The following is a 24,119-nucleotide window of genomic DNA, read 5'->3' as shown; positions in this document are numbered from 1 at the left end:
GCCCTGCAGCTGCCACCTCCTTGATTACCTACAGGCAGTGCCTGTACGGTACCGGTGTTCTCCGCTACTGTTCAAGCAAGCCTTGGTCACGGCCATTACTGGGAAAATGCAAAGTACGGTCGTTAGGCGGGATAAACAGTTCCTGATAGTAAATTGGACTATTGCTCCCGACAAACGCATATATTTTCAAGCACTGGCCTATCGTTTTCAAGGAAACACCCAGCAATTTGCAGACCTCGGGCTCGAACTTCACCCGTACCATGAATTGATTGATGCGGCCCATTACCTGCTTTGTTTCCTGCATGATTATTTCTTTGAAATTTTCCGACGAAAGCTGTTTAAGCGATAAATTCAAGAAAGCGGGAATACGGTCCGGATCCATATAGAAACGCGAAAAAACGGAAAACTCATTGCCAATGGCCAGGACGCGCTCTATGCAAAGCACCTTGGTACAAACCAGATGATTCATCCATGCGCCTGGAGTATCCAGCGCATAGCGGGCCACCACTTTGGGGTGCACCGGCAAATACCCGGTGCCGTCATCATTGATGAAGCGGCAATGCATGGGGGCATGCATGGCGCTTTCACCACGTCCGGCAATAAATGTTCCGTTGCCCTGCTGGCGCACCACGACGCCATCTTCAGCCAGCATTCTCAAGGCCCGCTGTATGGTGCCCAGACTCAATGGCAGCTCCGCCGCCCACTGCACCTCGGTGGGTAGCCGGGTGCCCGGCACCAACGCTCCGGTAGCCACGCCATTCGTGATGGCATCGCGCAAGGCCATGTATTTGGGAATGCCGGGCCGAATGTAATGCGATATGCGGCGACTCAGGTCGTCTAGAAAAAAACTTGAAGGTTGATTCATTCTGCCAATAAATTTCCTATGTCCGTGAACTGCCAATCAGCCGAACTACCAAGCATGTTACTTGATTCAAATAATAGAGTTGCACTCTATAATTACTATATAGTAATATAACAATATATCAATAGAAGTGGAACGGCAATGAAACCTTCAAACCTCGTCATCGTCATGTCCGATGAACACAATCCAAAGGTAATGGGCTGTGCGGGCCATCCGGTCGTCAATACGCCGAATCTCGATGCTCTGGCAAAAAGCGGCACGCGGTTTTCCAGCGCCTACACAACCAGCCCGGTATGCATTCCGGCCCGCGCCGCTTTTGCTTGCGGAAAGTATATTAATCAAATCGGATTCTGGGATAACGCGGACGCCTACGACGGCTCGATCCCAAGCTGGCACCATTTGCTGCGCCAGCGCCAACATGATGTGGTATCCATCGGCAAACTGCACTTCAAACTTCCCGGCGAAGATCACGGCTTTACCGAAGAACAGATCCCCATGCACATAATCGACGGCAAAGGCGATCTTATGGGGCTCATCAGAGACGACTTGCCCAGGCGCGGAGGAGCCAAGAAAATGGCCGCCATGGCAGGCCCCGGAGAAAGCTCCTATACCTTTTACGACCGCGAAATTGCCGCCCGCGCCCAGGTCTGGCTGCGAGAACAAGGCACTCGCGCACACGATAAACCCTGGGTACTGTTCGTATCGTTCGTAGCCCCTCATTTTCCGCTTACCGCCCCACCCGAGCACTATTACCGGTACTGGAACCAGGACCTTCCCATGCCCAAACTTTATGCGCGGGAACAACGCCCTACCCATCCCTATCTCGAGGATTACCGCAACAGCTTCTGCTACGACGACTATTTTGAATCGGAAAAAGATGTGAAGCGTGCTCTGGCCGGCTATTTCGGGCTGGTGTCCTTTCTTGACGAAAACATCGGAAAAATTGTCAATGTCCTGGATGAAACAGGCCTGCGCAGCAATACCCAAATAATTTATACCAGCGATCACGGCGACAACCTCGGCGCACGAGGCCTATGGGGCAAATCGACCATGTATGACGAAATCGCAGGTGTACCGCTGATCATGAGCGGCCCCGGGGTTCCCGTCGACACTCGGATCGACACACCGGTTAGCCATGTCGATTGCTTCCCCACGATTCTGGAAAACGCCGGGGTGGCATTTGACACCGTCCGCGACGGGCACCCCGGAGTCAATCTGTACGAAATTGCACACGGCGCCGAGCCTGAAAGAACGATCCTCTCGGAATACCACGGAATGGGCTCTACAACGGGAGCATTCGCCGTCAGGATGGGACGATATAAATATATTTATTACCCAAAATATACGCCGCAGCTATTCGATCTGGAGCAGGATCCCGATGAAACCAAGGATTTGTCCGCGGATCCCGCCTATGCGGAAACATTGCGGCAATGCCATCAGAAGCTTTTGACGGTGTGCAATCCCGACGAAGTCGACAGGCGCGCCAAGCAGCGCCAGGCGGATCTGTTGAACGAAAACGGCGGCAGGCAAGCCGTTATAAGCCGCGGAGATCTGGGATTTACACCGGCACCCGGCTGTGCCGCCGACTTTCAATAGCGGCACCTATATCAACGCATCATCACAATGGAGACAAGCCATGCAATTCAAAAAAACAATATTCAATGCCCTTAAACTGATTCTGCTCACCGGCCTGCTTACACCGGCAATCGCGGCCGAACCCTGGCCAACACATCCCGTTCGCGTCATTGTTCCCTACCCGGCTGGCGGAGGCGTGGATTTCGTGGCCAGGCTCATCTCGCTGGAGTTATCAAAAAAAACCGGCCAAAGCTTCATAATAGAAAACCGCTCCGGGGCGTCGGGCACAATAGGCGCCCAAGCGGTTGCCCAAAGTGCGCCGGATGGATACACCGTGCTAATCGCGTCCCCCGCCGAAGTGCTGGTGGGCCAGATCGCCGGGCAACATACCCCCTATAACCCGCAAACCGATCTGGTGCCTGTGACTCTTGCTGGTGAAACACCCTTGGCCATTGTCGTCAACCCCGCCACACCGGCCAATTCCCTAAGTGAATTAATAGCCTTGGCCAAGAAAGATCCAACACGGCTGTCTTATGGCTCACCCGGCGCCGGCAGCTCGATGCAATTCGCGGGCGAATCCTTGAACCTCAATGCTCATACGTCCATACTGCATGTACCGTACAAAGGCGCAGCGCCCTGCATATCCGATTTATTGGGCAACCAGATCCCCATAGCCATTGTAGGCATGCCGCCAGTCATTACCCAGCATAAAACCGGGAAACTGAAAATCCTGGCTGTGACCAGCGATCATCGCTCCAGCGCCTTGCCCGACGTTCCCGCCGTGGATGAATTGCCGGGGTTTTCCGGATATCGCTTCACCAACTGGATGGGTGTGTATGTACCCAAAGGTACACCTCAACCCATTGTCGATAAACTGGCGAAGCTTGTCGGCGAAGTCGTTCATCAGAACGGAACCAACCAGCAATTGCGCGATCAAGGCGTGGAGCCCGTAGGCAATACCCCAGCCGAATTCACCCAATTTCTGCAGGCGGAGCGAAGCAGGTACGAGGCCGTCAAGGAAAAAAGCCATATAAAGGTGAACTGACCGCTGCCGCAGGGCGAAGTTTCAGCCCTGGCCGGCTGCGATCTGACGCAAGGCCTGCTCGAACACCTCGACAGGCTGCCCACCCTGGATCAAATGGCGATCGTTGATAATCACTGCCGGCACAGAATTGATGCCTTGCTCAAGGTAAAAATGCTCGCGGCTACGCACCTCGTCGGCATATGTGTCCGACGACAGGATTTCCTGGGCTCGCTCCGCATCCAGGCCAACCCTGGCCGCCAGGCGCACCAGTACTTCGTGCGCGCTCGGATCCTCGCCGTCGGTAAAATAGGCCTGAAACAAGGCATGCTTCAGAGCCGCCTGGCGGCCTTCAAGTTCCGCCCAATGCAGCAGGCGGTGGGCATCGAAGGTATTGTAGATACGGCTGCGCTTGCCGAGGCCAAAAGTGAATCCCACCTCGGCCCCGCGGGCACGGATCGCCTCGCCGTTGTGCGCAATCTGCTCGGGCGTCGAACCGTACTTCTGGCTCAGGTGCTCGACGATATCCTGGCCCTTGGGCGACATCTGCGGGTTAAGTTCGAAGGGCTGGAAATGCAAGTCGACGCTTACCTGATCGCCCAGGCGGCCCAGCGCTCTTTCAAGCGAACTCAGCCCGACCGCACACCACGGGCAGGACACATCGGAAACAAAATCTATCTTGAGCCGGGTAGTCATGGCCAATACCTTATCGTTGCTGGTTTGCAGCGGCGTGATTCCTCACAGCCTCATCCAGAAACAGTTTAATCCGATTCCATGACGCTTCGTCGGAATCGGCGTTCGGCCTGGGCTGCCCTCCGCCCGTGCTGACTTTGCCCGATACGGGGTGGCTATACACCACCTGAGTGGTGGGAATATACGGAAACACTATGGCATGCCCTCCACCCTCGGTATCAACCCACTGCACATCGTAGGGATACTGATGCGCTTTCAGGGATTCCACCACCATTCTGCTATAGCGGCTTGAAGGCCAGGAGCCATCATCGGTAGCCGACAACAGGATGATCGGAGCTTGAATTTTTTCAACCGGGATACGGGCTCGCTCGACAGCCTGCGGATCCTGCAGCGCGGTCAGGATTGCTCGCTCATGCCGGTGCGGAGCGGGCCCCTGGTCGAACGGCGCCCAGCTTGCGGTACGGTTATTTTCCCATACATGCACGACAGGTTTGCCGTTCAATAACCAGGCCGGGCCATCGCGCCCGACTTTGGGGTCCGCGGCATTTTGTCCACTGTGCACCACGGCTCCGGGCACGTAGGCTACCACCGCCGAGACATCTTTGGGGTAAATCGACGCCAATAGCAGTACAAGCTCTCCCCCACGGGACTGCCCATTAAGTGCAACGAAATCGTTTTCCGGGCGCTGCGTTTTTCTCAGCCAGTCCAGGCCCTTCTTGAAATATTCCAGGGGTGTATTGGAAATATAGTCGGACAAACCGGGCGCCTTGAAATACGCCAGGGCAAAAGCGATATAGCCTCTCGATGCATACAAAGCGGCGCGCGGCTCATTGGCCCCACCGCCCGAGCCATTAAGGATCATGACCGCCGGATGTGGGCCTGGCGAAGCCGGCTTGAACAACGTTCCCACCAGCCCTTCACTGCGAATTTCCTCGCGCGTAACGCCGGGCGCCATCAGATGCTGTGTCAGGATGCCTGTCAACTCGACACCATTGACCTCGACGTTGATGCGAGTAAGCAATGCCTCGGAGACATCCAGCGGAAACACCTCGCGGGCTCCGTCCTGCTGGGGGCATTGCGACCATATGAGGCCCATGGCGGACACGCCGGAATAGTCGCCCGATAAGGGCGCCGACTCGGTCAGATCGACAACGCCGTGTGCGTCCGCCTGAAAACAGGCACTGCTGCGCCAGACCACCCCATGCGCCCGGCGCGTCTGCGTGCTGATTGTGACTGCCGCATTCGGAGCAACATGCTCAAGCCGGATTCGACGCGCCACGTCGATCAGATCGTCGGCTGGGGTGATTGTCAAACGTGCTTGAGCCATGTCCGCGCCTTCTCTACTTTTTGTCATCAGCCTTGCTGACCATCATCGCAACCGTGCGATCGCTGGTCCACGGCACCACTTTCAAGCCCTTTTTGGCCGCCCATATGTTCTTGTAATGATAAAGAGGCAAAATACCGACATCACCCATGACTGTCTTGGCCGACTCGCGCAAGATCGCTTCGCGCTTGTCCAGGTCGAACTCCACAGTGGCTTTTTGTAAATCGGCATCCACCGCAGCGCTGCTGTAGTGTCCCCAGTTCGATGCGCCCAGGCCCTTGCCGGGTGTGACGGTTGCCAGGATGTTCACCAGCGCATAGCTGGCTTCGCCCGTGCCGTTGCCCCAGGCTATCATGCTCATGGCGTACTCGTTCTTTTTGGCCTTGCCGGCGTAAACGGCCCATGGCACTACCTCAACCTTGGTTTTGACTCCGATGCGCGCCCAGAACTGGGCCGCGGCCTGCGCTGTTTCAGGCCCCAGAGGATAGCGGTCCGAGGGCACATGCATGGTGAGCTTGAAGCCGTCGGGAAAACCCGCTTCTTTTAAAAGCGCCTTGGCCTTGGCCGGATCGAAGGGAATGTCTTTGAGTTCCGGGTTATAGCCGAAGGTGTCCTTGGGCATCCACTGATTGGCCACCGTTGCAGCATCCTGCAGAATCCGGTCGACAATCGCCTTGCGGTTGATCGCCATCGACAAGGCTTCCCGGACACGCACGTCCAGCAAGGGATTTTCCGCCAGTTCCTTGCCATTGTTGTCGGTAATGAATGGGTTGGGGCCTTTCCGGAAACTGGGCTGCAGCAGCATCACACGCAAGCCATCGTAAGGAAACAGCGTTACCTTGGGCGATTTCTTGAGGCGCGGAATATCCGACACCGACACCTTGTCGATCACATCGACATCGCCCGACAGCAAGGCCGCCGTGCGCGACGCCGCATTGTTGATATAGCGATAGTTCACTTTGTCCCAGGGCTGTTTGCTGCCCCAGTAATTGTCGTTGCGCGTCATGATGACGCGATCGCCCGGTGTATATGAAACCAGTTTATAAGGCCCCGTGCCGACAACCGCCTTGCCGCTGTTGTAGTCTTCGGTGTTTGCCGTTTCGCCGATATGCTTGCTGACAATATGAACCGACGCCAAATTCAAGGGCAGGTCCGGATTGGGGACCGTAGTTTTGACTATCAGGGTATGCGGGTCTTTGGCTTCGGCGGAGGCGACCGTGCGCAGATAGCCCGCGAACGTGGCAACCGTGCCCGGTACGTTTTTTGCGCGCTTATAGGAAAACACAATATCATCCGCGGTGAACGGCGTACCGTCCGACCATTTCACATCGGGGCGCAGCTTGAATTCCCAGGTTTTATCATCAAGTGCCTTCCAGCTTTCCGCCAGCGCCGGCTTGACCCGGTTGTCCCGGATTTGCGTCAGCAGATCAAAAAAATGCAGATCGACGGAACGATCGCCCGCGAAATTATTCAACTGCGGGTCCAGTGACGATACGGGATCGGCAAATCCGATATTCAAGGTCTCGGCGTGGGCCACACCGGCCGCAGCCAATACTCCGGCGGTCAATGCGCCAAGCAAAAGTCGTTTCATGATGGCTTCTCCAAAAATAAGACGTTAAAACAGATCAGTTGTTGTCGTTGAGATGACAGGCACTCAGGTGATTCGCCCCTATGCCTTTCAGTATGGGCACTTCGATCTTGCATCGCTCCATGGCGTAAGGACAGCGGGGGTGGAAATGGCATCCCGACGGAGGCGCCAGAGGGCTGGGAATCTCCCCCTTGATTGCCGTATAGGTTTTACCCCGCACGTCTATGCGCGGCACCTCGTCGAGCAAGGCTTGGGTATAGGGATGCGCGGGCTTCTGAAAGATCTCCTGTACCGATGCCGTCTCTACAATACGGCCCAGGTACATGACAACCACGCGATCGGACAAATGTTCCACCACGCCCAGATCATGGCTGATGAACAGGTACGTCAGCTTTAATTGTTCACGCAAATCCATGAACAGATTCAGAATCTGCGCCTGGATCGATACATCGAGCGCCGCCACGGCCTCGTCGCATACCAGCATGTCGGGATTAACGGCCAAAGCACGGGCAATACCGATGCGCTGGCGCTGCCCTCCGCTGAACTGATGGGGATAACGCCCGCGCAGGGCTGGGTCCAGGCCTGCCCGTTCAAGCTGCGAGCATACATACGCATCCAGTTCTCCAGCGGAAACCAGTCCGTGTATGCGCGCCGCTTCACCGATAATTTCGGCCACGCGCATGCGCGGGTTAAGGCTGGCATAAGGATCCTGGAAAATCATCTGGATTTTCAGGCGGGCTTGCCTGGCGTCCTGCGCATTCATGGCTTGCGGCGCCACACCGTTGATTTTCAGCGTTCCCTCGCTGGGCTTGAGCAGGCCGGCCGCAATGCGCCCAAGCGTCGACTTGCCGCAGCCGGACTCGCCCACCAGGCCGACCACTTCGCCAGGACGGATGGCCAGGTCAACGCCATCGACCGCATGGGTGACCGAGGGCTCGTCGGCCAGTCCGGCCCGCATCAGCGCGCGTTTGACAACTCCCGCGGGCTGCTCGCCAAAGCGATGGCTGACACCGCGCAGTTCGATCAGAGGAACGGGCGAGGTCATGCGCCCACCTCATGCGAGCTGGGGTGAAAACAGCGAACCGCGCGGCCCCTGGAAAAAGTCGTCAATGCCGGAGGCTGGCCACAGGCCTCGGTCCTGCGCGCGCAACGATTGGAAAAGGCGCATCCGGCGGGCAAAGCCAGCAAATCCGGTGTCATGCCCGGAATTTGATTCAGACGCTGTCCGTGCCGGTTGTTGCTGGGCAGGCTATTGAGCAGCCCCAAGGTATAGGGATGCAAAGAATGATCCAGCACTTCGGCGACTGATCCCTGTTCAACAATGCGTCCGGCATACATCACGGCTATCTCGTCGGCCAGGCCCGCCACCACCGACAGATCATGCGTAATCCAGATCAGCGCGGTTCCGTTGCGTCGAGTCAGGTTCTGGACTTCCGACAGAATCTGGCCTTGAATAGTCACATCCAGTGCGGTCGTGGGCTCGTCGGCAATAATCAGTTCAGGCTTATGCAGCAAGGCAATGGCGATGGCCACGCGCTGGCGCATGCCACCGGACAATTGATGCGGATACGCCATCAGGCGTTCTTCGGGACTTGAAATCCCCATCATCCCCAGCGTGTCCCGGGCGAGCTCGCGCGCCTGCGCTTTGCCGACCTTGCTGTGCGCCTGCACGGTTTCAATCATCTGCACATCCACGCGCAATACAGGATTCAATGTCATCATCGGATCCTGGAAAATCATGGCGATGCGATTGCCGCGTATATGCTGCAGCTGCTTTTCCGGAAGACGGGTCAAATCCTGCCCATTGAACAGGATTTCCCCCGCCACGATGCGCCCGGGTTCGTCGACCAGCCCCATGATCGAGAATCCGGTTACCGATTTGCCGGAACCGGACTCGCCCACCAGGCCGAGAATTCTGCCGCGCTCCAATTGGAAGGACACATCGTCGACCGCCGCCACCGCGCCCGCACGAGTAAAAAAATGGGTGCGCAAACCACGCACATCCAGAAGTATTTCCGCGCTCATTTCTGCAGCCTTGGATTGAATACGTCCCGCAAACGGTCCCCCACCAGATTCAGGCAGACAATAGTCACCAATAAAGCAATGCCGGGGTAGAAGCTGATCCAGTATTGGCCCGACAGCATGTATTGGTAGCCATTGGCAATCAGCAGGCCCAGCGAAGGTTCGGTAACCGGCACTCCCAGCCCAAGAAAGCTGAGGGTTGCCTCCAGCGTAATGGCGCGCGCCACTTGCAGAGTTCCAATGACAATCAGAGGCGGCAGGCAATTCGGCAATATATGCTTCAAGACAATGCGCCACTGGGGGATGGCCAGGCACCGAGCTGCCTCCACGTATTCGCGCTGGCGCTCGACCAGCGCCTGCCCGCGCGCCGCCCGGGCGTAATAGGCCCACTCCAGAATCACCAGGGTCAGAATGACGTTGCCGACACTTTTACCCAAATAGGCCAGGATCATCATGGCCACCAGAATAGACGGAAATGAAAGCAGCAGATCAACCAGGCGCATGATCAGGGTATCGGTTTTGCCGCCGAAGTAAGCCGCCATCAATCCCAGTACTGTGCCGATGATGCCGGCAATGACGGCGGAGCCCACACCCACCATCAGGCTGATGCGCAAGCCGTACAAAATGGCTGAAAACAGATCGCGCCCCTGCCCGTCCGAGCCCAGCCAATAGGAAAACGTGCCCATGTCGCTGGCGGTGCCGGGAGCAAGCCGGGCATCCAGAATGCTGATCTGTGTCAGGTCGTACGGGTTTTGCGGGGTGATCCAGGGCGCGCAGATGGCGGCGGCAATGAGCAATAGGCCGACGACCAGGCCCAGTACCGCGCTTTTCGACGAGAAGAAATCAGCCAGATACCGGGCCCAGGGGGATTCCAGCTTGACGGGTGCGGAAGCGTGCGATGCGGTGCTCATGCCAGTTTTTCCAGACGAACGCGCGGATCGAGTAGGCGGTACAAAATATCGACAATCAGATTCAAGCTAATGAAAAGACAGACTATGACAATCAGGTAGCCGACAATCACGGGCCTGTCCAGCGCATTGATGCTGTCCAGAATCAGCTTGCCTGCGCCAGGCCAAGAAAAAATGCTTTCCGTCACCACGGCAAAGGCAATGGTCGAGCCCAGTTCCAGGCCCAATACCGTAACCAGGGGTATAAGAATATTGCGCAGTACATGAACGCCGATAATTCGCAACGGAGACAAGCCTTTGGCGCGGGCGAATTTTATATAATCCAGCGGCAGCGTTTCACGTACGCCGGCGCTGGTCAGGCGTATTACCAGAGAAATCTTGAACAGGGAAAGATTGAGGGCGGGCAGAAGCATGTGCTTCAAGCCATCCCAGGTCAGGAACGACCATTGCGCCCCCAGAAACTCCACGGTCTGCCCGCGCCCGCTGGCCGGCAGCCAGCCCAGGGTCACGCTGAATGCCATGATCAGCATCAGGCCCACCCAGAATGTGGGCAGGGAAAAACCCAGTATGCTTCCCGCCATGACGGCTTTGGACAAAGGATGCTTGGGTTTCAGGCCCGCCAGCAGCCCCACCGGCAAACCCACCACAACGGCGATCAGCAGCGCCGCAATGGCCAGTTCCAGCGTGGCGGGCAGGCGCTGCATGATGAGTTTGATGGCGGGTTCGTTATAGACAAAGCTGTTGCCCAGGTTGCCATGCATGGCACTTGCCAGGAACGAGACATATTGCCGCCACAGGGGCTGATCCAGCCCCAGCTGCGCAATGATGCGGGCACGATCCACCTGGTCGACATCCTGGCCGATCAGGGTATCGATGGGATTGCCTATCGCGTGCAGGCCTATGAATACGATCAGCGTCATCACCAGAACCACGACGACAGCCTGCGCCACGCGCTTCAATAGCCAAAATATCATGCTGGCACGCTCACTGGGCCGTCAGGAAAATCCAAACTCGGAATGATCATGTTTCGCCTTGTGTCTCCGGCAAGCTGTACAAGGAACCAAGCGCCGCCGTCAGGTCTTGAGGATCATGCTCGATCAAGTTCGCCAAGCGCAAATGAGCCTGTTTTTTCAGGCTCTCCACCAGGTCTTTCACATAATCGCTGGATACCTGGCCGCGAGCCGTGATGGCGCCGAACAAATAGGGAATATGGGTATCAATCGGCCGGATCACCACGTCATCCATGGAGCCGCCCAGAATGGTAACGGGTTCGATGATGGAAATACCCATATTGCTGCGCACCAGTGTCAGTGCGTTCAGGGTCGAATTCGTTTCGATGGTTCGCGACGGGTGTATTTCCTTTTCAGCCAGGGCCTGATCCAGGCGATGCTTGAGGCGGAACGGGTCGGCCATGGTAATAATGGGTGTGTCGCCCAGCGACGCCAGGGAAATGATTTTATGCCTGGCCAGGGGGTGCCCCTTGGCCAGCGCAATGACGCAGGAAACTTCGGCGATCCAATGGATATGCGTGCCGTGGCTCTGAATGGGCAAGCTGGTAATACCGACATCGACCCGGCCATTGACGACGCTTTTAACCACATGCTCCGGCATCAGGCTTTGCACCCACAAGCGCCCGGGCAAGTCTGCCTCTTTTGCGTCGTGCATCTGTTTTAGCGCGTGCGGCAGCAATCCCGACGCCAGGGCGGCGGTGGCGGCAATTCGCACAGGGCGGTTTTCGCCGCGGCCGATTTCTTCTGAACGGATCCGGATCTGCTGCAAGCCGCTTAGCGTGCGTTGCACTTCCTCGTAAAACAGCAAGCCTTTTTCCGAAGGCGTCACGCATGGCCGGCTGCGGGTGAACAGTATGTACCCGATTTCCGTTTCCAGATCCTGGACCAGCCGGCTTATGGCCGATTGAGAACGCCCCAGCAGTTGCCCTGCAGCCGTCAGGCTACCAGCAGACATTACCGCGGCGAAAGCTTCCAGTTGGCGCAGATCCATTATTTTTATAATATGCGTTTTACGCAAATAAGGCTATCAATTATTTAATTCTAAGATAAATGGCCTTTTTAGAAAACTACTAATTGCTTATGAGGTTATGCCGCTTGCCGGAATCCGCCGCTCGGGCGGCCATTCAAGGCGCCGCGGGCCGCTTTGCCGCAGTGGTGGCCAGCAGCAAGCCCGTCAACGCCAGGGCAAAAGCCATGATCTGAACGCCGCTCAACGTCTCGCCAAGAATCAATACCCCCACCAGGGCGGCGCTGATCGGCAGCATGACGGTAAACACTCCTGCCTGGGACGCAGGAACGGATTTAAGCCCCGTCATCCATAACCAGACGGTCCAGACACTTGCGGCCAAGGCATAGAACATCAGTAACAGCCATATATCCATTCTTACGGAGGCAAAATCGAAGTCCAGCGCCACATAGATGCCCATCGGAGTCATCAGCGCGAATCCCCATAAATTGATGACGGCGCTAATGCGCTTGGGGCTTAGCACGGCAGTCAGCTTTTTGCCGATCACGGCATAGGACGCCTCGCAGAGAACAGCGCCGAATATCAGCAGATTGCCCAGCCACGCCGGCCCGGTCGTCTGCAACTGATCGGCAACGCCACTCCCCTTGGCCAGCGACAGCAGCCCTATGCCCAATGCCCCGCAGGCCACGGCCGCCCACACCCGCGCACCAATATGCTCCTTGAGAACCATCCAGCTCATCAGCGCGACCATGGCCGGTATGGCCGACATGATGACGCCGGCGGACACGGCGCTTGTCATGGTCACTCCGTAAATCATGCAGATCGTGAACAGAAAATTGCCAAGAAAAGACTCCAGAAACACCAGTTTCCGGGTTTGCCACGTCATCGCCGGCTCGGCGCTCGGCTTGCGCAGCCAGCGCAGCATGGCAAGCCCTCCTATGCCGAACCGCAGCCACGCCAGCAAGAAGACCGGAATGGCGGCCGCAAGGGGCTTGGACAGGGCAACGTAAGAGCCAACCAAAGACATGCTCAGGGCAAGGCAGCCATAGGCCGCCATCCGGCCGGGGGTGTAATTCGTCAAATTCGTCGTTTTCCAATAATGCACACGCCCCGCTGTGGCGGCTGCCCGATGTCAGGCACAAATTGTACGGCGATCGGCGCCGCCGGGAAATCGGCGCTATTCAAATGCCGGACATTTCCGCGCCTCATGCAGCAAACATAAATGGCCACGGCCGAATACAACTTTTTACCGAGCGCCGGGGCCCGGCAGCAACGCCATAAGGCATACAATGAACAGAACAGACATCGGAGGAGTAGTACGCACATAACCATAATGAACAACGGGATGCTCAGCAATGCAAGAACACACCATATCACCGCCGTTCTGGAATCTTGATCAGGTTCCCTTCGCCACCATAGACCTGGCGCAAGCCAGGGCCCAGGAAGATCTGTTTTATCTGACCGCTGCCGCATCGTTTGTCGAGATTGCCACGGATCTCTACGCCGATAACCTGATACAGTATTTCAGCGGCAGCGACGACGTTGTCGACTGGCTGCAAAACACCTGGAAAAACGAAGAAGTGCGACATGGCCGCGTTCTGCGGGAATACGTGCGCCACGTATGGCCGGAGTTCGACTGGGAACATGCATATGCCGATTTTTTCGCCGATTATTCGCGCCGCTGCACCGTTGACGCGCTGGAGTCGACCCGCAGCCTTGAAATGGTTGCCCGATGCGTGGTCGAAACCGGGACGGCGACGTTTTATCAGGCCCTGGCCACACAAGCCTCCGAACCAATATTGTCAGGCATTGCCGCACACATCCGGGCCGACGAAATCAACCATTACAAACACTTCTACGGATATTTCGGCATGTATAGCGCCAGCGAATCGCCCCGGCGCCTGCAGATCCTGGGAGCCCTCAAGAGGCGGGTGCTGGAAGCCCGCAACGACGACGCGGACTGCGCTTTATGGCATGTCTTTATCGCCAGCCAAACTCAGAAAAGCACAGACAAAGCAGCGTTTCGAGCCTTGCGCGCCCGGTTGCGCGAACAAACCCGACAGCACTATCCTGTTGCCATGACCGCCAAAATGCTGCTCAAGCCATTGCATCTGCCCGGAGCAGTCACACGCTTGATACACCCTTCCCTGACATGGATAGCCAGGCGGCTGATGTAGTATCGGACGCAATACCCCTTATGTCATACCCATCTTTCATACTGCGAGCCTGACACCATGACTACGGTTTTCCCCGGTTTTTCGTCCCCGGCTGCCGGCCCCGAGGCTCCTCTGGAAATGCTGGCGGCCTGTCATATACGCATTGAACGCCAGTGTTCGACCTTGAAGCGCCTGGCCGTGCATCTCGCCGATCACGGCACCGACGAAGAGGCCCGCCATGCGGCCGCGGCCGTGATGCGCTATTTTGATACGTCGGCACTGCAGCATCATGCCGACGAGGAAAAAGATCTCTTTCCCGCGCTGATTGAATCGATGGCCGGTTCCGACGCGGTCTGCCTGCGCAACCTGACCGAAGGATTAAGCGCCGACCACCGTACGCTGGAGGCCAGTTGGCAGCGCTTGCGGAAAATACTCGAACAAGTGGCGGCGGGCGTGCCGGCCACGCTGCCCCACAGCGAGGTCGAGGCATTCGCCGATCTGTATGAGCGCCATTTGCAACGTGAAGAAGACGAACTCCTGCCCATGGCCGCGCGACTGCTCAGCGACGACGACCTGACGCATATCGGCCGCGCCATGCGCGAGCGGCGCGGCATCCCAGCGGTATAGCCATTGAAGGCCGGCCCCGGGCGCGGCTTTTTTTCACAGGCCCGGCGCAGCGGGGTCGGATGCGGGCAGCGTAACGGCGCTGCTGGCCGGCAGGCTGGGCCGCGCGGCTTCCGCCAGCAACATCGTGGGAGGGTTCGACAGTGACAGCCCCGCGTCCCGCAAGCGTTTCAACACATCGAACAGCAAATCGCTGCGCACTCCGGAGGCCGAGCGCGGCGAACCCACATAGCCTGTAGCGCTGAACATCAGGCCCTGCGCCTCTATGCCTTCCAGCAGCACATTGGGTGCCGGCTGTTCCAGAACCTCGGCATGGTCGTGAAACGCGGCGAGTATCAGGCCACGCGCCAGCTCCGCATCGGTAGTCACCGGCATGGGCAGTTTTATCTGCACCCGGCCGATCGGGTTTGCATGAGTGACGTTCCGCACAATCTTGGTAATGAATTCGGAGTTGGGCACAATTACCGTGGAACGATCGCCCATCTGAATTTCAGTGGCTCGTACATTGATGCGGCGAATATCGCCTTCGATTCCGCCCAGCGACACCCAATCGCCTACTTTGACGGGCCGCTCGGCCAGCAATATCAGACCGGAAACGAAATTCTGCACTACCGCCTGTAGCCCGAAACCTATACCGACCGATAATGCGCTGGCAATCCAGGCGACACGCTCCAATCCGATACCCGCCGCCGACAAGGCCAGCGCAACAATCAGCACATAGCCCGCGTAGCCGGACAAAGTGGCCGCCGACACCCGCATGCCGGGATCGAGGCTGGTCGTGGGCAGATATCGGCCGACCAGCCAGCGCTGCAGCACCTTCACGCTTCCGAAACCAAAAACCAGAACCAGTATCGCCAGCAACACGGCTGTCGGACGAATCTGGGCTTCGCCGATCGAAATGCCGGTATACAACTGATCGGCGCGACTAAGCCATTCGGAAGGCCCTTCGCCGAGCGGCACCAGCAACAACATCAGGGTAAACAACACGACCACCAGGCGGCCCAGACCAGAAAGCAACACCACCGCCTGGCTGCGTGCACGGGTCATCGGCCGCACCGCGTTCTCATCGCCGGCATTGCGTTTCACGGCGGCCAGAAGGCTTGTGCAGCCGTCTTCGATCAGCACAGTCAGCAAATAAGCCGAACTCAGCACCGTGGCGATCCAGATTACTTGCCTGGCAACAAAGCTGCCAAATGCCACGTATCCCACGAGCAAACAGACAACGCTGACCGCCAGCGCCAGCCAGGTCAGGCTGACCAGGGCCGTGAGCCACAGGGGATTGGCCAGCACCTCGCTCTTTTCAGGCTTTTGCAAAAACTGCTTGCGCAAACGGCTGGCGCGGATCAGTCCGGCGCCCACTGTTGCGTTGATCAGAAGCCCAATGACACAATCGAACGCCACAGTCGTAATCAGACTGGCATTGACCAGGGCCGCCAGGTGCTGCACCGACCAGCCCACGACAATCACCACAGCCAGCGCCAAGGGAATCCAGCGCAGACCCAGCGCCACCGTATCCAGCATGGGCGGCAGCCGCCATGACGGACGGTCGGCCGCCAGCAACGCCTGCCCCAGGCCAGCCACCAGCCCCCCGAAACACACCAGGCCAATCAGCCAGCCGAACAGGGCCGCCAATGAATCGGACGGGCTACCCGTCCAGTCAATGCCGACGCGCAGCAGACCGGTAATCAAGCCTGGCACGGCCACCGCCAGCAGGACCTGCACGGCCGCGTATAGCGAGCGTCTCAGCCGCCCCGGCGGCACACGCGAAGTGGTCAGTTGCATGAGCAGGCGTCCCGCCCATAGTCGCAATCCCAATACAACAACGATAGCCAGCAACACACCCACCCACACCCCGGTGGGAGCCGATCCGGCAAGCTCCGCCAGTTCTGCGCCCAGCGGTGTCAGGCGGCGCGCATCTCTGGGCCACTCCGCCACCAGTTCGGTCCAGAAAGGCTGTGCCAGAACCGATGTGGTGCGTTCACCCAGGCGAGCCTGAAACTGCGATCGCCGCAACGTCTGGATTTGCTCGGTGGCCTGGTCGGCCTCGACAGTAAGGAGGCGAGCCAATTTGAGCTGTGAGTCGAGCTTGCTGCTGCCTTTGCTTAACTGGGTACGCTGCGCCGCCACATCTGGTGCCTCGGGCGCACCGGCGGCCGGCTCACCCAGCTCGGCCAGGCGGGCTTGCACGCTGGTGAGTTGCGGCTCGATCGAGGCCGCCGCCGCCTTGGCCTTGGTTTGCGCATCCAGCACGGCCGCACGCAATTGAACCAGCTCCGCGTCATCGAGCGGGTCTTTCAGGCTTTTCTGTACTCTGTCGATCTGCGCACGCGCACCATCCAGAACGGCACCGACATCGACAGCCGCTGCGCCACTGCCCTTGGCATCGCCCGATTGAGCGTAGGCGGGGGCGGTCGAAAATGCCATCAATCCGAAAAATGCCAGGCTGCCAAGCAAACTACGAAGGAAAAAGCGGGCTCGCATCGAGAAGACCGGACGAACAAGTGATGACAGCGCGTTCATTTTTATGCTCGGCATTAAGGTTCATTATTATGACGCGAGCGGACGATTAACGGGTTATTACATGAAGAACCAATCCACCACGGTCAATCGCCCGAATCGGCACGGAATCGCCCCATTCTGGAGCATTATTCGCACAATATCGGTGCAAAACCGCTTTTATTTCATTCTGACCGCAATCAGCCGGTAAATTCAACCATTCGTAAATCAAGCGCCCGTAAAATAATTTTTCAAAAATACATTTCCGCATAAAAAACTGAAGTCCTACTTGCACAACTACAGGGAGTCGATGAGCGTGGACAGTCACAAAAATGGTGCCGATGCTTTGTTCATACTGCTCGGCGCGATAATGATCCTCGCCATGCACGCGGGCTTTGCTTTTCTGGAACTGGGAACCGTACGCAAAAAAAACCAGGTCAATGCACTGGTGAAAATTCTGTCCGATTTTGCCGTTTCCACAATCGCCTATTTCTTCGTTGGCTATTATGTTGCCTACGGTGTCTCGTTCTATAGCGGCGCGGCCGTCCTGGCGGAAAGAAACGGTTTCGAACTGGTCAAGTTTTTCTTTTTACTAACATTCGCGGCCGCCATTCCGGCCATTATTTCCGGTGGCATGGCGGAACGCGCAAAGTTCTATCCGCAATTGTTTGCAACCGCAATACTGGTTGGCCTGATCTACCCGTTTTTTGAAGGCATAGTCTGGAACCATCATTTCGGCATCCAGGCTTGGCTGCAATCGGCCTTCTCCGCCCCGTTCCATGATTTTGCGGGGTCGGTCGTGGTACATGCCGTGGGCGGCTGGATCGCTTTGCCGGCGGTATTGCTGCTTGGCGCGCGGCGCGGCCGTTATTCAAAAAGCGGCGCCATCGCGGCGCACCCTCCGTCGAATATCCCTTTTCTCGCCTTGGGAGCGTGGATACTTACCGTTGGCTGGTTCGGCTTCAATGTCATGAGTGCGCAAACCCTGGACAAGATGAATGGCCTGGTCGCCATGAACTCACTGATGGCCATGGCGGGCGGCACGCTGGCAGCACTGGTGCTGGGCAAAAACGATCCCGGCTTCATACACAACGGTCCGCTGGCTGGCCTGATTGCAATCTGCGCGGGATCCGATCTGATGCATCCGCTGGGTGCGCTTCTGACCGGCGCAATCGCCGGCGGCATTTTCGTCTGGATGTTTACCTTGACGCAAAACAAATGGAAGATCGACGATGTGCTTGGGGTCTGGCCTTTGCATGGCCTGTGCGGTGCCTGGGGCGGGCTCGCCGCGGGCATTTTCGGATACAAGGCGATGGGCGGAATAGGCGGCGTGTCTTTTATATCGCAACTGATCGGCACCCTGCTCGGTATCGCCGTGGCATTGATTGGCGGAACCTTGGTCTATGGCGGCTTGAAAAAATTCGTGGGCATCCGCCTTGAGCCCGAACAGGAATTCGAAGGCGCCGATTTGTCGATTCACAAAATAACGTCAACGACAGAGCGCGAAACCAGCTGGTAATCGCTCCCCAGCCCAGGCATTGCCGTCATCCTCTTGCCGCACGATGACACGCAATGCGGTTTGGCCATGTTCCACCATGAACTCACAACATGGATTTTGCTGAGGATAGAACCGTATCGCAGACTTGCTTGGTGGCAGCCGCCTTCAGGCCGCTGCCGCTCAAATCAAGCGACTTGCCATCGCCGCTGTGCAGGATGCCCCTGGCCCCATCGCTAAAGCCGCTACTGGACGGGGCGGACCCGCCGCCAAGCTTCCCCATCAGCGAGTCCTTGACCGAAGACACGCCATTGCCGCTGAGATAATTGTTCTTGATGCAATATTCCAGCACACCGGCGATATTGTTGATATTGCCCGTGCCCAGAGACTGGCCCGACAGCATGCTGCCCGCACCACCCAGATTTCCCAGACCGCCCGACTGCCCCTCAGTCATTCCTTTCTTCAGCAAATCACCGAGCTGCGCATGCGCGGCTCCGACGGGCAATAGCGCCGCAAGCAAAATGCCCATAGCCATGGTGCGATAAGTGCAGTTCATAATAAGCTCCCCCTTCGATCAAATAAAGCCAAATCCCACTATAGTTCCTTTTCGAATGTCCGGCCGACAAGACGCCGTGAAAATGCTTGCGGACGGAAGCAACAGGCGTAAGATACCCAGACAGGTAAAACTTCCCACCTTAAAACAGGCATTCATTACCATGAACGATCTGAACCAGGCAGTGGAAAACCCGGCCTTCCCCAATCCCGGCCGGCGGCGTTTGTTGGCAAGTCTGCTTTCGGCTTATACCGCGTCGCTTATCCCATGGGCAACAGCCCAAGCAATCGTCAACGACAATCAAGGCGCGTTTCTAGCCGTCTCGGCCATACTGGCCGGCCGCCAATCGCTTGATACTGTTCTGGCCAGGCGCCTCTATGACGCTCTTGTCGCCGACGATCCCAACTTTCCCGCTGCGGTCAGCGCACTGCTCAAGCAGATCAACGAACAGAAGATCGCTCCCATGCAATTGCAGAAGACACTGGATACGGAACACTCAAGGCTGGCGCCTCTGCCGCGCAAAATCGTTTCCGCCTGGTTTTTGGGCATAGTCGGTGAAGGCGAGGGCGCGCGTTGCATTGCGTACGAAACCGCGTTGAACGCCGTGGTCGTCGAAGATGTTCTGAAGCCGCCCACCTATGCATATGGCGCATACGGAAGCTGGGCAAGAAAACCAAACTGAGGAGTCCAGGATGCCGGAACAGTTGTCCGCTGACTTTGTCGTAATCGGTTCGGGAATCATAGGTTCATTGGCGGCACTCAAGTTCCTGAAGCAAGGCGCCTCGGTCATTATTCTCGAGGCGGGGCCGCCCGTCACCCGAGGCGAAATCGTAGGCCGTTTCCGCAATTCCCCGCGCAAGGGTGACTGGATGTCCCCTTATCCGCCGTCGCCCTGGGCGCCGCACCCAATCTACCAGCCCAAAGACAACGGCTATCTGGTGCAGGCCGGCCCGTATCCCTATCCGGCCGAGTACATACGCCAGGTCGGCGGCACTACCTGGCATTGGGCGGCACAGGCATGGCGCGTGGTGCCGAACGATCTGCGCATCCACAGCCTGTATGGGGTTGGCGTGGACTGGCCAATCAGCTACGAAGAGCTGGACCCTTTTTACCAGGAGGCCGAGGACATCATGGGGGTTTCGGGCTTGCCGAATACCGGCTCGCCGCGCAGCAAACCGTTCCCGATGGAGCCCGTTGCCGAAACGTGGGCCATGCGTCGCATTCGCGAACGGCTTGCACCGGGCGGCTACGAAGTCGTGGGCAACACCACCGCACGCAACAGCCGGACCTACGACGGCCGCCCGGCCTGTTGCGGCAACAACAGCTGCCAGCCTATCTGCCCGATCGACGCCCAGTATCATGGCGGCATTGCGGCCGCCGATGCCCACGCCGCAGGCGCGCAATTGATTCCGAATGCGGTAGTCTACAAGATCGAACCCGATCCGCAGGGCCGCATAGCGGCGGTTCATTATTACGATCCCAACAAGACTTCCCATCGCGTCACGGGCAAGACCTTTATTCTGGCCGCAAATGGAATCGAAAGCCCAAAGCTCCTGTTGATATCGACCAGCGACAAATACCCCAAAGGCCTGGCCAATAGTTCCGACATGGTGGGCCGTCATCTGATGGACCATCCCAGCACGTCGATAACCTTCGACGCCGACGAAGAACTATGGCTTGGGCGCGGCCCGCAAAGCCCGAACTCCATCAATACCATGCGCGACGGCGCATTCCGTTCCGAATACTCGGCCTATCGTCTGGACTTCACCAATATTTCGCGGGTGCTGGGCGCCACGCAGGCTCTGATCGACGCAGGCGTGTACGGCATTGAACTGGAAAAACGGCTGCGTCACAGCGCAGCCTTCGAGATGAGCCTGAAAAACGTACTGGAAGTTTTGCCTCATCCGGAAAACCGCATCACGATCAGCGCCGAAAAAGACGCCATGGGCATTCCAAAACCCGAGGCGCACTACTCGATCGACAACTACACGCGCAAAGGGGCCGAGGTATCCGGGAAGGATTTCGCGCGCATTGCCGAGCTGATGGGAGGCACTAATTTACGCTACAGCAAAGAAGGCAGCTTCGCCAACAACCAGCATATTACCGGCACCATGAGCATGGGCATGGACCCCAAAACCTCGGTGGTCGACAGCTACGGGCGCACGCATGATCACGAAAATCTTTTCATCGCCAGTACCGGCATCATGCCGACCGCGGCGACCTGCAACTCGACCATGACCGGCTTGGCCCTGGCATTGCGTACTGCAAAACACATACTCGGGGCTGCGGAAAACAAGCCCTCGCCGAATACGTCCGCGTCGAAATCCTGACCCGCAAAGGTAGGCCTCAATGAAATTAATGACATGCCTGCAATTTGATCTGGCCGCTGCCGTGATGGCACTGGCGAGTCTGAACGTATACGCCGCGGCGACGGCCGATACCACCAACACCGAATTGATTCAGCGTGGCCAGTATCTGGCAACGGCGGGCGACTGCATAGCCTGCCACACGGCGGCCGGTGGCAAACCGTTCGCGGGAGGGCTGGTGGTGCCCACACCGGTGGGCGACATCATATCAACCAATATCACGCCTTCAAAAGCAAACGGTATCGGCAACTATACGCTTGAGCAGTTCGCCGCTGCCTTGCGCCAGGGCGTGCGCGCCGACGGCCAACATCTGTATCCAGCGATGCCTTATACCTCTTACGCCAAAGTCACGGACGACGACATCAAGGCGATGTACGCCTACTTTATGCACGGGGTGGCACCGGTCGATGCCTCCCCTGCCGCAACGAACCTGCCATTTCCCTTCAGCATCCGTTTGTCGATGGCCGCATGGAATTTATTGTTTCTCGACGACAAGCCGTTCAAGCCCCAAGCGGACAAAGGGGAGCTATGGAATCGCGGCGCCTATCTGGCTGAAGGGTTAACGCATTGCAGCACCTGCCATACGCCGCGCAATATGCTGATGGCGGAAGATTTTTCGCGCACCCTGGGCGGCGGCGACGTCGGCACCTGGCACGCACCCAATATCACTTCAGATAAAAACAGCGGAATCGGCGGCTGGACCGCGCAAGAAGTCATCGACTACCTTCAATCCGGCCATGCAGGCAGCAAGGGCCAAGCAGCCGGCCCCATGGCCGAGGCCATCGACCACAGCCTGCGTCACCTCAACAACGCCGATCTGAGCGCCATCGCCGCATACCTGAAGACAGTTCCTCCATTGCACGATGCCGCGGACACCCGTCCGGCCTATGCCTGGGGCACGGCGGGCGATGACTTGAACAGCATACGCGGCGTACCCCTGCCCAAGGACCTCGACGCAATGACCGGCCCGCAACTCTATGACGCCAATTGCGCGAGCTGCCACCAGGCACGCGGCCAGGGTAGCCCGGACGGCGGCCTGCCGGCGCTATTCCACAACACTGCGCTAGGCAGGACCAACACCAACAATCTGGTCATGGTGCTGCTTGACGGAATAGCACGAAACCCTGACGCTGCGGATGTACTCATGCCCGGCTTCAGGGCGCAATTGTCCGATATCCAAATCGCAACGCTTGGAACGTACCTGACTCAACGCTACGGCAACCCTGGCGCCCATGTCACCGTCGATCAGGTGAAAACCCTGAGAGCTGGCGGCGAGCCCTCCCATTTGATCTGGTACGCGCGTGCCGGCCTGATCCTTGCCGGCCTTTTGATTGCCGGCCTTTTCGTATTCAGCGCGCGCCGACGCAGGAAAATGGCATGAATGTTTGACAGACCCGTGCATCGTCGGTACATTCTCCCTACACAATAGATATAAAAACATCAGGGAGACAATCATGGAGATGAAAACCTCGCGGCTTTTTGCTGCCTTGGGCGCAACCATCGCACTGGCCGTTTCGGCGTCGGCGCTCGCTCAGCAACCCATTATCATCAAGTTCAGCCACGTAGTCGCTGACGCCACCCCCAAAGGCCAGGGGGCCATCAAATTCAAGGAAATCGCCGAAAAGCTCCTGCCTGGCAAGGTCAAGGTAGAAGTATTCCCTAATTCGCAGCTGTTCGGCGACGCCAAGGAAATGGAAGCGCTCCTGCTGGGCGATGTGCAAATCATCGCACCATCGCTATCCAAATTCGACCGCTATACCAAGAAAGTGCAGTTATTCGATCTGCCCTTCCTCTTTAACGATATGGATGCAGTCGATCGTTTCCAGAGCAGCCCCGAAGGCAAAGCCATGCTCAACACAATGATCAGCAAAGGCATTAAGGGCCTGGCCTATTGGCACAACGGCATGAAACAGCTATCCACCAATAAAGACAAGCTGACTCGCCCTGAAGATGTGAAAGGCCTGAAATTCCGCATCCAGGCTTCCGACGTACTCGAGGCACAATTCCGCCAGCTCGGCGCCAATCCGCAAAAACTTGCATTCAGCGAAGTCTACCAAGCCCTCCAAACCGGCGTGGTCGATGGCCAGGAAAACACCTGGTCCAATATTTACTCGCAAAAGTTCCATGAAGTGCAAAAAACCATTGCCAACACCAACCACGGCGTGATCGATTACATGGTGGTCACCAACGCCAAATGGTGGAAAGGTTTGCCCGACGACGTACGCACCGGGCTGGAAGAAGCCATGAAAGAGGCCACGGCATACGCCAACAAAATGGCGGCCGACCTCAACGAACGTGATCGCCAGCGTATCGCCGATGCTCATAAGGCCAAGATACAAACTCTCAGCAAAGAAGACGTCGCCGCATGGCGCGCCGCCATGGAGCCTGTCTGGAAAAAATTCGAAGGCCCCATCGGGCCCGAGCTGATCCAGGCTGCGCTTAAATCCAACCAGTAAATC

General features: G+C 57.6%; 21 protein-coding genes. 9 read left to right on the top strand and 12 right to left on the bottom strand.

The features are described 5' to 3' along the window. Nucleotides 1-64: 64 nt before the first annotated feature. Entirely contained in the window at nt 65-865 is an 801-nt protein-coding gene (locus LSG25_RS01325; RefSeq protein WP_232742931.1) for a GntR family transcriptional regulator, read from the bottom strand. Between the two features lie 138 nt (nt 866-1,003). Between LSG25_RS01325 and LSG25_RS01320 the strand changes: the two genes are divergently transcribed. Further along, a complete protein-coding gene (locus LSG25_RS01320) occupies nt 1,004-2,458 on the top strand; it encodes a sulfatase-like hydrolase/transferase (RefSeq protein ID WP_232742930.1) in 1,455 nt (484 codons plus the stop codon). Nucleotides 2,459-2,498: 40 nt separating this feature from the next. Beyond that, on the top strand, nt 2,499-3,482 hold the full coding sequence (locus LSG25_RS01315) for a tripartite tricarboxylate transporter substrate binding protein (RefSeq protein WP_232742929.1): 984 nt from the start codon (nt 2,499-2,501) through the stop codon (nt 3,480-3,482). Nucleotides 3,483-3,503: 21 nt separating this feature from the next. Here the strand turns inward: LSG25_RS01315 and LSG25_RS01310 are convergent, their stop codons facing one another. The 9 genes from LSG25_RS01310 to LSG25_RS01270 form a co-directional block, all read right to left on the bottom strand. Continuing rightward, nucleotides 3,504-4,154 (bottom strand): DsbA family oxidoreductase, encoded by a 651-nt coding sequence (locus LSG25_RS01310; protein WP_232742928.1) that lies wholly within the window; start codon nt 4,152-4,154, stop codon nt 3,504-3,506. 10 nt (nt 4,155-4,164) lie between these two features. After that, nucleotides 4,165-5,478, bottom strand: coding sequence for an acyl-CoA thioesterase/bile acid-CoA:amino acid N-acyltransferase family protein (locus tag LSG25_RS01305; RefSeq protein WP_232742927.1), 1,314 nt, complete (start codon nt 5,476-5,478; stop codon nt 4,165-4,167). A 13-nt stretch (nt 5,479-5,491) separates the two neighbouring features. Continuing rightward, nucleotides 5,492-7,066, bottom strand: coding sequence for an ABC transporter substrate-binding protein (locus LSG25_RS01300; RefSeq protein ID WP_232742926.1), 1,575 nt, complete (start codon nt 7,064-7,066; stop codon nt 5,492-5,494). Nucleotides 7,067-7,100: 34 nt separating this feature from the next. After that, entirely contained in the window at nt 7,101-8,108 is a 1,008-nt protein-coding gene (locus LSG25_RS01295) for an ABC transporter ATP-binding protein (protein ID WP_232742925.1), read from the bottom strand. Then, nucleotides 8,105-9,088, bottom strand: coding sequence for an ABC transporter ATP-binding protein (locus LSG25_RS01290; protein WP_232742924.1), 984 nt, complete (start codon nt 9,086-9,088; stop codon nt 8,105-8,107). The genes LSG25_RS01295 and LSG25_RS01290 overlap by 4 nt, the downstream gene beginning before the upstream one ends. Then, a complete protein-coding gene (locus LSG25_RS01285) occupies nt 9,085-9,996 on the bottom strand; it encodes an ABC transporter permease (RefSeq protein ID WP_232742923.1) in 912 nt (303 codons plus the stop codon). The genes LSG25_RS01290 and LSG25_RS01285 overlap by 4 nt, the downstream gene beginning before the upstream one ends. Next, nucleotides 9,993-10,967 carry an ABC transporter permease gene (locus tag LSG25_RS01280; protein ID WP_232742922.1) on the bottom strand — a complete coding sequence of 325 codons (975 nt, stop codon included), beginning with the start codon at nt 10,965-10,967 and terminating at the stop codon, nt 9,993-9,995. Before LSG25_RS01280 ends, LSG25_RS01285 begins: the two co-directional genes overlap by 4 nt. 46 nt (nt 10,968-11,013) lie before the next feature. Next, on the bottom strand, nt 11,014-11,994 hold the full coding sequence (locus tag LSG25_RS01275) for a LysR family transcriptional regulator (RefSeq protein ID WP_255696615.1): 981 nt from the start codon (nt 11,992-11,994) through the stop codon (nt 11,014-11,016). A 133-nt stretch (nt 11,995-12,127) separates the two neighbouring features. Then, complete coding sequence (locus LSG25_RS01270; protein ID WP_232744520.1) at nt 12,128-13,027, bottom strand: DMT family transporter; 900 nt, start codon at nt 13,025-13,027, stop codon at nt 12,128-12,130. Nucleotides 13,028-13,325: 298 nt separating this feature from the next. Between LSG25_RS01270 and LSG25_RS01265 the strand changes: the two genes are divergently transcribed. Both LSG25_RS01265 and LSG25_RS01260 read left to right on the top strand, forming a co-directional pair. Continuing rightward, the gene (locus tag LSG25_RS01265; protein ID WP_232742920.1) at nt 13,326-14,147 is read left to right on the top strand and encodes a ferritin-like domain-containing protein; all 822 of its coding nucleotides are present in this window, start codon (nt 13,326-13,328) and stop codon (nt 14,145-14,147) included. Between the two features lie 57 nt (nt 14,148-14,204). Continuing rightward, nucleotides 14,205-14,753 carry a hemerythrin domain-containing protein gene (locus LSG25_RS01260; RefSeq protein ID WP_232742919.1) on the top strand — a complete coding sequence of 183 codons (549 nt, stop codon included), beginning with the start codon at nt 14,205-14,207 and terminating at the stop codon, nt 14,751-14,753. A 33-nt stretch (nt 14,754-14,786) separates the two neighbouring features. On the opposite strand, the gene LSG25_RS01255 is transcribed toward LSG25_RS01260, so the two are convergent. Continuing rightward, nucleotides 14,787-17,231, bottom strand: coding sequence for a DUF3772 domain-containing protein (locus tag LSG25_RS01255; protein WP_370635983.1), 2,445 nt, complete (start codon nt 17,229-17,231; stop codon nt 14,787-14,789). A gap of 331 nt (nt 17,232-17,562) precedes the next feature. On the opposite strand from LSG25_RS01255, the gene LSG25_RS01250 reads away from it, so the two are divergent. Next, nucleotides 17,563-18,765 carry an ammonium transporter gene (locus LSG25_RS01250; RefSeq protein ID WP_232742917.1) on the top strand — a complete coding sequence of 401 codons (1,203 nt, stop codon included), beginning with the start codon at nt 17,563-17,565 and terminating at the stop codon, nt 18,763-18,765. 82 nt (nt 18,766-18,847) lie between these two features. On the opposite strand, the gene LSG25_RS01245 is transcribed toward LSG25_RS01250, so the two are convergent. Then, a complete protein-coding gene (locus tag LSG25_RS01245) occupies nt 18,848-19,297 on the bottom strand; it encodes a DUF2501 domain-containing protein (protein ID WP_370635932.1) in 450 nt (149 codons plus the stop codon). A gap of 160 nt (nt 19,298-19,457) precedes the next feature. Here LSG25_RS01245 and LSG25_RS01240 point away from each other — a divergent pair, with 160 nt between their 5' ends. The 4 genes from LSG25_RS01240 to LSG25_RS01225 all read left to right on the top strand — a co-directional run bounded on the left by LSG25_RS01240 (nt 19,458) and on the right by LSG25_RS01225 (nt 24,116). Then, the gene (locus tag LSG25_RS01240; protein WP_232742916.1) at nt 19,458-19,976 is read left to right on the top strand and encodes a sorbitol dehydrogenase family protein; all 519 of its coding nucleotides are present in this window, start codon (nt 19,458-19,460) and stop codon (nt 19,974-19,976) included. Between the two features lie 10 nt (nt 19,977-19,986). Continuing rightward, on the top strand, nt 19,987-21,624 hold the full coding sequence (locus tag LSG25_RS01235; protein WP_232742915.1) for a GMC family oxidoreductase: 1,638 nt from the start codon (nt 19,987-19,989) through the stop codon (nt 21,622-21,624). Between the two features lie 19 nt (nt 21,625-21,643). Continuing rightward, nucleotides 21,644-23,041: a cytochrome c gene (locus LSG25_RS01230; protein ID WP_232742914.1), complete on the top strand. Its 1,398-nt coding sequence runs from the start codon at nt 21,644-21,646 to the stop codon at nt 23,039-23,041. Between the two features lie 79 nt (nt 23,042-23,120). Continuing rightward, nucleotides 23,121-24,116 carry a TRAP transporter substrate-binding protein gene (locus tag LSG25_RS01225; RefSeq protein WP_232744518.1) on the top strand — a complete coding sequence of 332 codons (996 nt, stop codon included), beginning with the start codon at nt 23,121-23,123 and terminating at the stop codon, nt 24,114-24,116. The last annotated feature ends 3 nt before the right edge of the window (nt 24,117-24,119 follow it).

This window comes from Paralcaligenes sp. KSB-10 (assembly GCF_021266465.1).
Classification (GTDB): Bacteria; Pseudomonadota; Gammaproteobacteria; order Burkholderiales; family Burkholderiaceae_B.
Note: the sequence above shows the minus strand (reverse complement) of the source record. Positions and strands in the feature narration are given on the sequence as shown.

Bases quoted from the DNA above. Each gene is read 5' to 3' on its own strand.
- LSG25_RS01325 (WP_232742931.1), bottom strand. From the start codon at position 865: ATGAATCAACCTTCAAGTTTTTTTCTAGACGACCTGAGTCGCCGCATA.
- LSG25_RS01320 (WP_232742930.1), top strand. From the start codon at position 1,004: ATGAAACCTTCAAACCTCGTCATCGTCATGTCCGATGAACACAATCCA.
- LSG25_RS01315 (WP_232742929.1), top strand. From the start codon at position 2,499: ATGCAATTCAAAAAAACAATATTCAATGCCCTTAAACTGATTCTGCTC.
- LSG25_RS01310 (WP_232742928.1), bottom strand. From the start codon at position 4,154: ATGACTACCCGGCTCAAGATAGATTTTGTTTCCGATGTGTCCTGCCCG.
- LSG25_RS01305 (WP_232742927.1), bottom strand. From the start codon at position 5,478: ATGGCTCAAGCACGTTTGACAATCACCCCAGCCGACGATCTGATCGAC.
- LSG25_RS01300 (WP_232742926.1), bottom strand. From the start codon at position 7,066: ATGAAACGACTTTTGCTTGGCGCATTGACCGCCGGAGTATTGGCTGCG.
- LSG25_RS01295 (WP_232742925.1), bottom strand. From the start codon at position 8,108: ATGACCTCGCCCGTTCCTCTGATCGAACTGCGCGGTGTCAGCCATCGC.
- LSG25_RS01290 (WP_232742924.1), bottom strand. From the start codon at position 9,088: ATGAGCGCGGAAATACTTCTGGATGTGCGTGGTTTGCGCACCCATTTT.
- LSG25_RS01285 (WP_232742923.1), bottom strand. From the start codon at position 9,996: ATGAGCACCGCATCGCACGCTTCCGCACCCGTCAAGCTGGAATCCCCC.
- LSG25_RS01280 (WP_232742922.1), bottom strand. From the start codon at position 10,967: ATGATATTTTGGCTATTGAAGCGCGTGGCGCAGGCTGTCGTCGTGGTT.
- LSG25_RS01275 (WP_255696615.1), bottom strand. From the start codon at position 11,994: ATGGATCTGCGCCAACTGGAAGCTTTCGCCGCGGTAATGTCTGCTGGT.
- LSG25_RS01270 (WP_232744520.1), bottom strand. From the start codon at position 13,027: ATGGCGGCCTATGGCTGCCTTGCCCTGAGCATGTCTTTGGTTGGCTCT.
- LSG25_RS01265 (WP_232742920.1), top strand. From the start codon at position 13,326: ATGCAAGAACACACCATATCACCGCCGTTCTGGAATCTTGATCAGGTT.
- LSG25_RS01260 (WP_232742919.1), top strand. From the start codon at position 14,205: ATGACTACGGTTTTCCCCGGTTTTTCGTCCCCGGCTGCCGGCCCCGAG.
- LSG25_RS01255 (WP_370635983.1), bottom strand. From the start codon at position 17,231: ATGCGAGCCCGCTTTTTCCTTCGTAGTTTGCTTGGCAGCCTGGCATTT.
- LSG25_RS01245 (WP_370635932.1), bottom strand. From the start codon at position 19,297: ATGAACTGCACTTATCGCACCATGGCTATGGGCATTTTGCTTGCGGCG.
- LSG25_RS01240 (WP_232742916.1), top strand. From the start codon at position 19,458: ATGAACGATCTGAACCAGGCAGTGGAAAACCCGGCCTTCCCCAATCCC.
- LSG25_RS01235 (WP_232742915.1), top strand. From the start codon at position 19,987: ATGCCGGAACAGTTGTCCGCTGACTTTGTCGTAATCGGTTCGGGAATC.
- LSG25_RS01230 (WP_232742914.1), top strand. From the start codon at position 21,644: ATGAAATTAATGACATGCCTGCAATTTGATCTGGCCGCTGCCGTGATG.
- LSG25_RS01225 (WP_232744518.1), top strand. From the start codon at position 23,121: ATGAAAACCTCGCGGCTTTTTGCTGCCTTGGGCGCAACCATCGCACTG.